This is a genomic window from Idiomarina sp. UBA4206 (genome assembly GCF_002383015.1).
GTDB classification, from domain to species: domain Bacteria; phylum Pseudomonadota; class Gammaproteobacteria; order Enterobacterales; family Alteromonadaceae; genus Idiomarina; species Idiomarina abyssalis.
In genome coordinates this window covers 31,597-43,580 of the sequence record NZ_DFTS01000037.1, presented here as the reverse complement: position 1 = coordinate 43,580, position 11,984 = coordinate 31,597, and the positions used below count along the sequence as shown (strand labels likewise).

13 protein-coding genes are annotated in these 11,984 nt (G+C 45.8%); 4 read left to right on the top strand and 9 right to left on the bottom strand.

Going from position 1 to position 11,984, the window contains the following annotated elements:
- Nucleotides 1-121: 121 nt before the first annotated feature.
- The 5 genes from B3180_RS07720 to B3180_RS07700 are packed head-to-tail and all read right to left on the bottom strand — an operon-like array spanning nucleotide 122 to nucleotide 3,655.
- Nucleotides 122-883, bottom strand: a complete 762-nt coding sequence (locus B3180_RS07720) for a CsgG/HfaB family protein (RefSeq protein ID WP_054488729.1) — start codon at nucleotides 881-883, stop codon at nucleotides 122-124.
- Nucleotides 884-893: 10 nt separating this feature from the next.
- The gene (locus tag B3180_RS07715) at nucleotides 894-1,283 is read right to left on the bottom strand and encodes a curli assembly protein CsgF (protein ID WP_054488727.1); all 390 of its coding nucleotides are present in this window, start codon (nucleotides 1,281-1,283) and stop codon (nucleotides 894-896) included.
- Between the two features lie 13 nt (nucleotides 1,284-1,296).
- Nucleotides 1,297-1,674 (bottom strand): curli production assembly/transport protein CsgE, encoded by a 378-nt coding sequence (locus B3180_RS07710; RefSeq protein ID WP_054488725.1) that lies wholly within the window; start codon nucleotides 1,672-1,674, stop codon nucleotides 1,297-1,299.
- 59 nt (nucleotides 1,675-1,733) lie between these two features.
- Nucleotides 1,734-3,221, bottom strand: a complete 1,488-nt coding sequence (locus B3180_RS07705) for a hypothetical protein (RefSeq protein WP_271332092.1) — start codon at nucleotides 3,219-3,221, stop codon at nucleotides 1,734-1,736.
- Nucleotides 3,222-3,244: 23 nt separating this feature from the next.
- Nucleotides 3,245-3,655 carry a curlin subunit CsgB gene (locus B3180_RS07700; RefSeq protein ID WP_054488721.1) on the bottom strand — a complete coding sequence of 137 codons (411 nt, stop codon included), beginning with the start codon at nucleotides 3,653-3,655 and terminating at the stop codon, nucleotides 3,245-3,247.
- A 311-nt stretch (nucleotides 3,656-3,966) separates the two neighbouring features.
- Between B3180_RS07700 and B3180_RS07695 the strand changes: the two genes are divergently transcribed.
- A complete protein-coding gene (locus tag B3180_RS07695) occupies nucleotides 3,967-6,498 on the top strand; it encodes a S8 family serine peptidase (RefSeq protein WP_278358581.1) in 2,532 nt (843 codons plus the stop codon).
- 76 nt (nucleotides 6,499-6,574) lie between these two features.
- The gene (locus B3180_RS07690) at nucleotides 6,575-7,048 is read left to right on the top strand and encodes a prepilin-type N-terminal cleavage/methylation domain-containing protein (protein ID WP_054488717.1); all 474 of its coding nucleotides are present in this window, start codon (nucleotides 6,575-6,577) and stop codon (nucleotides 7,046-7,048) included.
- Nucleotides 7,049-7,071: 23 nt separating this feature from the next.
- On the opposite strand, the gene B3180_RS07685 is transcribed toward B3180_RS07690, so the two are convergent.
- On the bottom strand, nucleotides 7,072-8,082 hold the full coding sequence (locus B3180_RS07685; protein ID WP_278358582.1) for an isopenicillin N synthase family dioxygenase: 1,011 nt from the start codon (nucleotides 8,080-8,082) through the stop codon (nucleotides 7,072-7,074).
- Nucleotides 8,083-8,284: 202 nt separating this feature from the next.
- On the opposite strand from B3180_RS07685, the gene B3180_RS07680 reads away from it, so the two are divergent.
- Both B3180_RS07680 and B3180_RS07675 read left to right on the top strand, forming a co-directional pair.
- Entirely contained in the window at nucleotides 8,285-9,001 is a 717-nt protein-coding gene (locus tag B3180_RS07680) for a YebC/PmpR family DNA-binding transcriptional regulator (RefSeq protein WP_054488713.1), read from the top strand.
- Nucleotides 9,002-9,074: 73 nt separating this feature from the next.
- Nucleotides 9,075-9,773: an OmpW/AlkL family protein gene (locus B3180_RS07675; protein WP_224797665.1), complete on the top strand. Its 699-nt coding sequence runs from the start codon at nucleotides 9,075-9,077 to the stop codon at nucleotides 9,771-9,773.
- A gap of 37 nt (nucleotides 9,774-9,810) precedes the next feature.
- On the opposite strand, the gene B3180_RS07670 is transcribed toward B3180_RS07675, so the two are convergent.
- The 3 genes from B3180_RS07670 to B3180_RS07660 form a co-directional block, all read right to left on the bottom strand.
- Nucleotides 9,811-10,332 carry a response regulator transcription factor gene (locus B3180_RS07670; protein WP_278358583.1) on the bottom strand — a complete coding sequence of 174 codons (522 nt, stop codon included), beginning with the start codon at nucleotides 10,330-10,332 and terminating at the stop codon, nucleotides 9,811-9,813.
- Complete coding sequence (locus B3180_RS07665) at nucleotides 10,325-11,422, bottom strand: sensor histidine kinase (RefSeq protein ID WP_278358584.1); 1,098 nt, start codon at nucleotides 11,420-11,422, stop codon at nucleotides 10,325-10,327. Before B3180_RS07665 ends, B3180_RS07670 begins: the two co-directional genes overlap by 8 nt.
- 5 nt (nucleotides 11,423-11,427) lie before the next feature.
- On the bottom strand, nucleotides 11,428-11,984 hold a 557-nt coding region (locus tag B3180_RS07660), incomplete at its 5' end, for a TonB-dependent receptor domain-containing protein (RefSeq protein ID WP_286843857.1).

Sequence of the window (11,984 nt, the reverse complement as noted above, 5' to 3'; positions counted from 1 at the left end):
CTCACACGGTAAAAACACACTTGTCTTCAATTTTTAGAAAAACCGGAGCGCGCAATCGAGTTGAGCTTTTAAAGTGGTCGAATTACGCAACGTCCGGTTAAATAAAATAGCGAATCATCGGTTAGCTATCCGCTCGCCAAAAGCCTCTCTCTTGCCCCTTTTCAATTAATTCAAATAATGCCTTTTCCATTGCTTGCTTAACAGAAAGCTGAACCGGTTCGTTCGTCGAATAGCCACCTTCAAATTCAGCCAGACGATTTAAGGAAACGTAACGAAACAGGCCTGCTCTTAGCTCTTGTGAAAAGACTTTTTTGTTTGCCGAAACAGAGAGAAGAACCTGTCCTGTGTATACATCGACAGCACGTATATAAACGGATACCTGATCTTCCCGGTATAACTCCGATGCTCCGATACCAAAATATTCGGCTCCAATACCACCGGTACTGACATTTGTGTCGTAGCTAATAATGCCGCCTTCCAGCAGTAATCGAGCCTCTCGCAACGGAGGTAAGTCAGAGCTCTTGCTCGAGTTGTGGATTTTGCGCTCAGTAAGCAGGTTCTGTAAGTTTTCTCTTTCCATGGGTAAGAACCAGCCAGACTCAAGTAACATCTGAGTCAGTATCGACGTAGCACCCTGAGTTACGGCAGTGGAAAAACTTGAGACATTAGCTTGTGGTTTGTATTGCCCGGTTTGATCCCGAAAAGCATAAACCGAGACGGGAATGCGATTTTTAGGTAAAGGGCTTTCTTTTAAGGTCAGCATCATTGAGCTGGGCGCATCAATTTCAGCTGGTTGGATATTCAGGCTTGTCGGCTTGGGCATCATAGCGCAACCGGACATTGCGACTGACAAGACCAATAAAATGATAGTACGAATATTCATGGTAACTCTCTTAAATCGAAGGCATTGTTATAACGGTTTGCTCACCGGTTTCGTTATGCGTGATATAAACGAGCACGCTGCCGTCAGGCTGACCAATGACTTCCACTGTGTACTCACCAGTGTCATAAAGGCCTTCAACGATCTCACCGTCCGCTATTCGGCGAGTAAGCGAGTTGATAATGTTTCTTTCAAGTGCATCTCTGAAGCGATCGACGAATGAGCGTCCTTCATCAGGAGCTGTATGCGCGTTTTGGCTCTGAGCTTTTTGTAACAGAAAGCTGCCATTCATTGGGTTTCCGCCAAAGCTGGGGTTAATTGGTTGATAGACAATTTCTGTCGCAGCAACCAATGGGGATGATAAAGCCAAAGCTAAACTGATAATTGATAGTCTTTTTTTCATAGTTAACGCCTTTTTAGAATTGATTATTTTCTGGCGAATCAAAAACTGAGTCTGCTTTTATACGGGCGACCTCGTTAATGCTTATAAGGATGGCCTGTTCAGCCAGCTTCTTTACGTCATTTTGGCGACGGCCAAAATAGGTTTCGAAGACTTTTTGTTGTTCCATTTCCACCCACAGGTAAGTTCCTGCTTGTGGGTACACTCGCTCGTTAACGACGACTGTAATTCCATTAGTCGATGGTATATCTCGCCAGTAGCTGGTGTAGTAAAAGAAAAAGTCTTTGCCAAAACGAGATATCGTTCTGTCAAGAACCATTCCTCCAAGCTCTATTTCATCCGCCTGGCTAAAAGGAGTCATTAAAATGAGAGCAAAAATGAGTTTCTTTAACATAAGCGCCTAAAAAGCGGCTACTAAAAGCAGCCGCTTTTTATTATTGAGCTAATACTGAATTAGTATTGAACTACTGTTGCTACGTTATAGTCGCCTTGCTGATAAACACTCATGGTGTTGGTATCGCTAAATTGACCACCAGTCACAACGTTGTTGTCACCAACCTGCTGAATGTCAACGCTGCCACCATTACCGCCGACAATAAATGACCCTTCGTCGCCAGCAATAATGTTGTTGTTACCTTCCTGAACGAAAGCGATAAGGTTGTCATTGCCACCGATAATGGTATCGATAAGGTTAATGTCGCCAGTTTGCTCTGATTGAAGGTCGTTGCCAGAGGTTGTGCCTGCGTCGTATGAGTATGCCAACAAGGTATTGCTGTCTCCGTCCTGGCGTGAGTCAACTTCGTTGTCGTCACCTGCAATAACGATTTCAGCAGTGTTAGCATCTCCGTATTGGCGGCTAGATGCTTCGTTGTCTGCACCAATTAAAGCAACACCGTTGAAGTTATTGTCACCACGGCTTTGGATGTGGATGTCGTTGTATGCGCCATAAGACTCCGCAACAGCGATGTTGTCGTCACCACGTTGACTCATTGAAATAATGTGGTCATCACCTTCGGTTGCGAAAACTGCGTAGTTGTTATCACCGTTTTGGTGCGCATCAACTGTGTTGTAGTTACCTACCATGCCAGTTGCGGCTTCTACTACGTTTGTATTACCTTCTTGCTGAACAGCGATTTCGTTTAAATCACCTTGGATTGGCTGAATCAAGAATTCATTGCTAGCGCCGTCCTGATATACGTCTACCAGGTTTTCGTCACCCGCCAGGTTCTCTGCAATGAAGATGTTCGCTGAACCAAACTGCTGAACGTAAACCTCGTTCATGTCGCCATTAGCGCCGACTACACCACCTACGTTGCCATCGCCTTCTTGATCAGCAATAAATACGTTGGCATCACCCGTTGCATTAAAGTAACCGGCTTCATTAAGTGAACCTGACTGATAGGCTGAAAACTCGTTGTCACTACCTTCAATTTGGAAGCTAGCCCAGTTAGAGTCACCGAACTGTGAAATATCGGCAGCGTTGTAGTCTCCAGTCAAATCGATAGAGGCAGTGTTTCCAGCACCTGCTTGCTCTACGTAAGCAGAGTTACCATTGCCCGTCAGGAAGACTTCAGATGAGTTCATGTCGCCTTCTTGAAGACTCGTTAACATGTTGTCATTACCGGTCGCTTCTGAGTCGAAGATATTCCAGAAACCAGACTGCTCACCCTCAACAAAGTTAAAGTCGCCGGTCACATAAGTATAAGCTTCCTGCCAGTCGTCAAACTGAAGAAGTGACGTATCGTTACCTTCTCCGTACTGATCAGCGTAAGCCCAGCTAAAGACACCGTTTTGCTCGATGTACATGTTGTTGCCGAATTCAACGGCTTCTGATGAATCCTGGTTAACAACCGCAATGTGTGTTTCTGCAGCAGCATAACCTGAGAATGCCAGACCTAAGGCTAAAGCTACTGCACTTTTTTTAAGAATTGTATTAGACATGTTTTGTTCTCCATTGATTGTTCTTATTTGAACTGCGTGATGGACATTTCAGCGGCAGCGCCTGTCTGCTGAATGGTTATAGAGTTTCCATCACCAAGTTGTTGAAGCTGAATGACATTGCTTTGCCCAACTTGAAGAATGGTCGCTGAATTACTGCGTCCAGACTGCTCTGCAGTGACAGAATTATTGAACCCTTGCTGCTCGATAGTCAGAGTGTTTTCCAACCCGAACTGAACGAGGTATGCGTAATTTTGCTCTCCTGCCTGCGCTACTGAAGTGAGGTTATATGAGCCTAGTTGAGCAATTTCGGCATGGTTTGCAAGGGACTGCCGCTCCAGTAACCCTGCTAATGCAACAGATAACTCGTCAGCCTTTCCTGAAAAAGAGATGAGGATGACAGCTGTTGCTACTAAAAGTTGTTTAATGAAAGTCAAAGCGGAACACCTTTTGTTAATAATTCCGCTAACAAGAATAGAGGTTCAAATGTGCGCGACAATCGTATGAATGGTGTATTTTTTAGATGGTATTTGAATGAGAAAGTCATTATTTAACAAAGTTTTAGGGTTTATTTTCCTCGAGAGCAACCTGAATGTCCTAGTCCCTTTTTCGTATTTATCGTAAAGAACATTAAATATTTAACTTTTGGCGTAAATCAGTGTGAAAAATATGCTACTTCTTTTTTAGTGCTGAAAAAGCAGTTCGCACAGGTAAATGATATTCCTACAACAATAATGAGGAAGGAAGCATGACGAATTTGAAAAAATTGGTCGTTGGCGTATCTATGGCACTTGCTGCAGGAACAGCTGCTGCCAATAGTAAACAAGCGGACGACGACTCTCTGTTGGTGGTTTTTAAAGCCTCGGCAACGAAAGAGCAGCGCCTGAACCTGATAAGCAATGCAGGTGGTACTTTGCGTGCACTTGATAACCGCGGTCGGGACATGGCAATGCGGAACATTGCTGATGGACGTATTGCAAAAGTAAACGTACGTAATGCTAAGCAGCGTGATGCATTAATTAAGCGGCTCTCAAACCACCCTTTAGTTGATGTAGCTGAACCGAACTACATCATTTCAATTAACGATACGAAGAGCTCAGACTTCAATATCCTGGCGACGCCGGACGACCCAGCTTTTGGCGACATGTGGGCTTTGGAAAATACCGGGCAAAGCGGCGGTACGCCGGGTGTTGATATCGATGCGCGTCCAGCGTGGGATATTACAACGGGTGACTCGACCATAGTCATTGGTGTTATCGACTCCGGTGTTGACTATACGCACCCGGATTTAGCCGGAAACATGTGGGTTAACCCAGGTGAAGTTTGTGACAACGGTCAGGACGATGACGGTAACGGCGTTGTTGATGACTGCTACGGTTACTCTGCAGTTAATTCAAACGGCGACCCAATGGATGAAAACGGCCATGGTACGCATGTTGCCGGTACTATCGGCGCTAGTTCAAACAATGGCGAAGGTGTAACGGGCGTTAACTGGGACGTTGAAATTGTTGGTTGTCAGTTCCTGGATGCATCAGGTTCAGGTAGTACCGCTGCGGCCATAGAATGTATTGACTACATGACTAACCTGAAGGTGAATCATGGCGTCAACTTAGTTGCGACGAACAACTCCTGGGGTGGCGGCGCATACTCTGAATCACTACGAACGGCTATCAGTGACAGTATTGATGAAGGCATTATGTTTGTTTCTGCGGCCGGTAACGATGGTATCGATTCGGACGTTACTGCAAGTTACCCAGGTGGTTACGACTTAGACGGTATTGTTAACGTCGCAAATACCACGCGCACTGACGCAATGGCTGCTTCTTCAACTTATGGCGCAGTGTCTGTTGACTTAGGTGCACCAGGTACTGAAATTCTGTCAACTTATCTAAATGGTGGTTACGCAACAGCCTCTGGCACCTCAATGGCAAGCCCTCACGTAGCTGGTGTTGCAGGTTTAGTGTGGTCTATTGCTCCGCATCTGACGGTTGCTGAAGTTAAGCAAATTCTGATGGACTCTGGGGAAAGCAACCCAGCTTTAGCGGGTAAAACAGTGTCTGGTAACCGTTTAAATGCATTGAGTGCTCTCGAAGCTGCGGATCCCGATCCAGCTTATCGCTTAACACTTTCTCCGGTATCTCAGGAAATTGTTGCTGGTGATAACACCACATTAACTCTGGATGTGGGCAGTATTGCTGACTGGTCAGGGGCTGTTGATTTAACGGTTTCTTCTGAACCTCAGCTTGATGTCTCTTTGTCTTCAGACCAGGCACAAAATGGCGAATCGGTTGATGTGCAAGTAGCAACAACTGAAGACACCACTTGGGGCGAATACGCTATAACGGTTAATGGTACCGATGTAGAAACTGGTGAAATGACCCGAGATGTTAGCGCAAGCGTTTATGTGCTGCCACAGGGCTTATCTGAGTTTTATTACGATGATGCTGCCGGTGTTGATATCCCGGATGACGACAGCAACGGTATTACTCGAGTGATCAATGTGCCTGATACAGGCGTGGTCTTCGGTGCTGATGTCAGTGTTGATATTACCCATACATGGCGTGGTGATTTAATCGTTACTTTAACATCGCCTGAAGGTACAGAGCATGTACTGCATGACCGTACTGGCGGCAGCGAAGATGATTTGGTTCAGAGCTGGTCGCTGGATAGCTTTAACGGTGAAGATATGACCGGTGACTGGACGCTGAATGTATCAGACAACGCTGGTGCAGATACCGGTGTATTGAACCATTGGTCCTTAACTCTAACTGCTGTTGAAGAAGACGATGGCTTACCAGATGCTCCTGTTGCAGGTTTTGAAGCAGACGCGGCTGACTTAACGGTAAGCTTTACGAATACATCAACAGACAGCGATGGTGACATTGAGAGTTATTTCTGGGAGTTTGGTGACGGTAGCACTTCGACAGAAGCAAACCCTGTGTATGCGTACTCTCAAGAAGGAACCTACGAGGTTACTTTAACAGTGACTGATGCAACTGAGCTATCAGATACTGTGACGCAGTCTGTGACGGTAAGCCTTACCGATATCGAGCTAGACGTTTATCGTTCACGCTTACTGCGTAGCGGAACCGCTTTGGTTGACCTGCGTTGGTCAGGCGCTGCGGGCGACGTCGACTTGTATCGTAACGGTGAGTTTGTTGAAACATTATCAAACTCAGGCCGAGTACGTGACCGCTTTGACTCGGATGGTAGCGATGTTGTCTACAAACTGTGTGAAGCGGGTACAGAAGCTTGTGATTCAGTAACAGTTAGCTTTTAATAACATTGAATTAACAATTTAATCTGTATTACAATAGGGGCTCTTGTGGCCCCTATTTTATTTTTGGATGTTTTGCATGCGACGTAGTAAAGGATTTACGCTGGTCGAACTTATTACTGTTGTTGTTGTGCTTGGCGTTTTAGCCGTTACTGCACTTCCACAGTTCATTAACTTTTCTAGTGACGCTGAAAAAAGTCGCCTTAAAGGGCTTGAGGCTTCGTTGAAAGCTGCTCTCGATATCACCTATAGCAAAGCCGCAGTTCAAGGTCTGGAAAGTGCAGACTCTGCCTGTCTTGGCGGTAAGTTTGATGAGACAAGCGTCAGTTGCCCGGACGGAGGCACACTAATTTTCTATGGTTACCCTGCGGCGAAAGAAAGTGTTCTTAACCAGGTCGTTGAATTGAGTGACTGGGCTGTTTCCGAAGTTGGGATAGGTAATGTTGTCGGAATAGCAGCGACTGAGGATGATCTCATGCAGTGTTATGTGACCTATTCAGCCGCCACCTCTGTCAGCGAACCTCAAATTCGGGTTTATGCCGATAATTGTTAAGTGAAAATGGTTCACAAAACTGATTAGCAGGAAGTGCACTCTAAAGGTTGTGGGTAAAAACGCATCGAGACATCAGGGTGCGAACGCTTTCTGCCTTTCATTACATTCTCGCCCACATTATTTAGTAATGGATTATTCGGGTCGCTGGTTGGCCCTTTTGCTTGTTTAGCTAAATGAGGGGGCAGATTTAGCACAGGTACTGACGCATCAAGCTGTGCGGCCATGAAAAAAGCAGAAGAGTATCGGGTAACTCCTTTTTTAGGACTGGTCACACGGTGGTTGGTCGCTTTTAAATAGCCGTTAGATGCCAGCTCCAGTAGCTCACCAATATTGACGACAAAGGCTCCGGGACGGGGTGCGACTTTATACCACTGTTGCTCAAACTCGACTTCCAGTCCGCTGTTTTCGTCCTGCATGACTAATGTCAGGTAGCCGGGGTCTTTATGTGCGCCCACCCCTTGCTCGGAACCTTCTGAAGTTCCCGGGTACTTTATGAGCTTAGTGTGGCGATAGGGCCCTTTGCGAACCGTCTCTGAAAGGGCATCAGAAGGTTGCTTCAGGCTTTCGCAGAGCGCTTCTAACAATTGCAGAGACACCTCGGTGAGTTTGTCCTGCCAGCTGAGAAGCTGGGTTTTCATTTCCGGCAATTGTTTTGGCCATTGGTTAGGGCCAATCAGCTTCTGCCATTCATGATGAATGTCTGCATCTGAAAAAGCCGTCAGCTCATCCATAATATCGAACTGCTCCCGGCGGTCGCGACGACCAGCGGTCAACTCGGAATAGTTTGCAGAATATCCGCGGAAATGGGGTGAGTGAATCATCTGAATCTCTTTCTTCGCGGTATTACTAAGCGCGAAAAATGATTTAGCAGTATCCAGTACCTTTACTTGCTCTGTCAGTGAAATACCGTGATCTTCCAGGTAGAAGAAGCCAACCTCGCGTGCTGCCTTACCGATCTCAGCAATAAACTCCTGGCGATGAGAGGCACTAGAGTAAAGTTTTCGCATAGATAAAACGGGTACTGGGTTTTGCATAACGGACTCAACTGGTTATTTCTGCGGCTGAGTTTACGCTGACTGATAGCGGCAACTGAAGAATCAAAAAGTTCTATGGTAGACGGGTTGGCTATATCAACAATATGAACGGATGCCGCTACTTATTCCTGGTATTGCTCGACCAGTACCTGCTGCCTGTGTAAAATCTTTGGGTCTTTAATTAACCAGTGAGATATTCAGAATGGGTCGCGCCTATCAAAACCGAAAAGAGTCTATGGCTAAAACCGCCAATGCAAAAAGCAAAGTTTACAGCCGCTATGGTCGTGAAATTTATGTTTGTGCGAAGCAAGGTGGTACCGATCCGGATGGTAATCTGGCACTACGAGGTCTGATAGACCGGGCAAAGAAAGACCAGGTGCCCGCGCACGTTATTGAAAAAGCTATTGATAAGGCTCAGGGCGGCGCTGGCGAAGATTTTTCTCCTGCACGCTATGAAGGTTATGGCCCGGGAAACTGCATGGTCATAGTCGATTGTCTGACCGATAACCCGAACCGAACCTTTGGCGATGTGCGTAACTGTTTTACCAAAAGTAAGTCAAAAATCGGTGCTCAGGGCAGTGTTGCTCACTCTTTTGATCATTGTGCAATTTTTGCTTTTAAGCACGACAGTGAAGATGAAGTACTTGAAGCCTTAATGGAAGCTGACGTTGATGTTACCGATGTTGAGTATGAGGAAGGGCTGGTTACAGTATTTGCACCTCATACAGAATATGCTGCTGCTCGTCAGGCCTTAACCGGCGCTTTCCCAGAGGTTGATTTTGAGGCTGATGAAATTCAGTTCCTGCCACAGGTAACCACCAGTATCAGTGAAGATGACCAGCCAATGTTTGAGCGTTTAATGGATATGCTCAACGACCTGGATGATGTTCAAAACATTTACCATAACGCAGAACAATAAATTGATGCAGATCAATTCAGTTAAGCAATAAACCTTATAAGCTTTATGGGTATTCATTAACAAGGAGTTACCCATGAAGCTTAAAGCATTGTCTTGTGGTGTATTGTTAGGGTTGTTAAGCACTTCTGCTTTAGCAAATGATTTTTCAATTAATGTTGGTGCTATCTCCGTCATGCCGGATGACAGTAGCAGTAACCTTAATGTTGTTGAAACCGTAGCGGGTCTGCCAGAGAACTCGACCGGTGTCGGCGTTAACACCAATACGCAATTGGGTTTAACTTTTGATTACGCATTAACAAACAACTGGACGGTAGAGCTGGTTGCAGCAACACCTTTTAGCCACGATATTACTGCAACAGGCGCACTAGCCGGACTGAAAGTAGGTAAAACAAAACATTTACCGCCCACCTTGCTGGCGCAGTATCACTTTGACCTGAACAACGACATGTTCAAACCTTTCGTTGGTGTCGGTGTTAACTATACGGCGTTTTTCGACGAGCAGATAGACCCTCAGCTGCGTTCAACTTTAGGTGATCTTGGTGTTGTGACTGCTGACGATTCCGTTTCACTGGCGCTTAAAAACAGCTGGGGCTATGCCTTGCAGGCTGGTGTCAATGTGGAACTGACTAAAGACTGGGGCCTGCATTTTATGGTCAGTCGCATGGACATTGATACAACGGGTGACGTGCGAGTTAACGATACAACCATTCAAAGCGTTGACGTTGATATTGACCCTTATGTTGCTATGGCCGGTATTCGTTATTCCTTCTAGAGCCTTTGCGTCGCCCATCTACAGGGCGGCGCCTTTTTTAATGCGGTGAGCGTTTTGCTAATTTTCGCTGCAACGTGCGTCGGTGCATTCCCAACTCTCGGGCCGTTTTAGATATATTTCCCTGATTATCCTTAAGTACTCTCTGAATATGTTCCCATTCAATTTGTCCCGGGGTTAGACGGCTACCCGAAGGAGCGTCCAAATGAATAGGGGTATTTGTAAAACGTTGCAATAACTCTTCGGTAGCAACTGGCTTGGTTAAGTAATCTGTTGCACCACGTTTCATTGCTTCGACAGTTGTTGCGATACTGGCGTAACCGGTCAATACAATTAAGTGCTTAGGAGAGTATTTATTAATTAGTGGCTGGATAAGAGACAGACCATTATCATTGCCCAGCATCATATCAAGCAGAATACCGTCGAAGGGGCCTTCCAATTTTAGTGACTGCTCTGCTGAATGGGCTTTTTCTATATTCAAACCATGATGTTCCAGGCGCCTTTGGAGTATTTTACAAAAGCCTTCATCATCATCAACGATAAGTAACTTAAAGTTATGCATTGGCAACCACCGGTAAAACGATCAACGTTAATGTTCCGTCAGTTGTTGATTGCCAGCTGACTTGCCCTCCAAGGCGTTCGACTGTGGCGTGACTTATGACGGCTCCAACGCCCATGCCTTGTTCACTTGAGGTTATGGACTTACCTATTTTCTTTTGTTGAAGCTGGCTCAGGCCGTCCCCGTTATCAACAATGTGAATTTGGAGTTGCCTGTTGTTTCTCACAAAAGCTTCACTGAACTGCACAGAAATTACCTGATGGTTGCTTCGCTCTCCTGCGCTCAGTGCGTTAATGATCAAATTCACAATAGCGGGAAAAAGCGTGCGATCTGCAGAAATAATCGCATAACGTAATGACTCTGGAGATTCCCAATTGACCTGCGCGTCAGGGCGCGCAACTCGTAGTAATTGCTGTAACTGAGTTACAATTTCGCCAACCGTATAATTGTGCAACCGATTACTACGGACATCTTCTGCAGCTTCCCGCCATTGCTCCAGACTAGCTTCGACTTTGGTTAAGTATTCGTTTAACTCGCGTTTCAGTGCTAAATCGATATCACATTCTTGCAGTTCTTCATTGAGCAATCGAAGAGATTGCACCGGAGTAGCCACGTCGTGAGTTAATTGAGCGGCCGCGGCGCCTATGGTCAGTAGTTGTTCATCACGCAGCTGACGTTCGCGCACATCTTGTAACGCCTTCTCTGACTGAAACCACTGTTGTTTTAGGTAGTACAGTGATACTGCAATGATAAGCGCAGCAATAATAAAGCCGATAACCATGCCCTGGGCGTGTTTGAGCATTTCATCGCTCAGCGCATGGGCCGCATGATTTTGCTGGCCCGGCAAAAGAGAAGGCAAACTCACTTGTGCGACTTGTCCCAAAATACTGACCAATACAACAACTAAAGCAAAAATGGTTGGTAACAACAAAAACGCTATAACGATAAAAATCAGTAGCAAAGAAGTAAAAGGGTTACTGATGCCCCCATTAAAAGCGACCCACAAGTTACCCAGGGCAATATCTAAACACAAGGCCAGACATATTATCCAAGAGCGGCGATTAATAAATTTATAAGCGAATAGTGTCAGCATATTAATTAAAACTGGTAGCTGGTTTGCAACCAGATGGTACGACCTGGCTCGTTAACTTTGTCAATTTGTTGATATCCCGAAATACTGGCAGCAGAACGACTTAAATGCTCTGCATAATTTTTATCCAGTATATTATCGATTCCTAAGCTTAGCTGCCACTTTGGGTCAACTTCCCAGTCGATATTAGCCGAGACTACACCAAAACCCGCGCTTTTCTCTAAGTCGTAACCAATAACATTCCCTTGGTTTGGCGCAACGCGGTTTTGTTGTTTAACCAAACGCCACAACACAGAGTAGGTGAACTCCCCAAGACGGTAATCACTGGCCAGCCGCAACTCATCAGCCGGCTGCTGGGGCAGGTAGCTATCGTCCGTTGTATTGGTACCACGAACAATGGCAATGGCGGCGGAGACCAACCAGGGATCGGTTATTTGGTAACGGGAGGTCAATTCACCACCCCAGCTGCGGGCGTCGATATTGCGCACCATTTCAGGTTGCATCATCATGCCTTTCTCCAGCAGGATAAAATCATCCACTTCGCTGAAAAATAACGAGCTTTCCA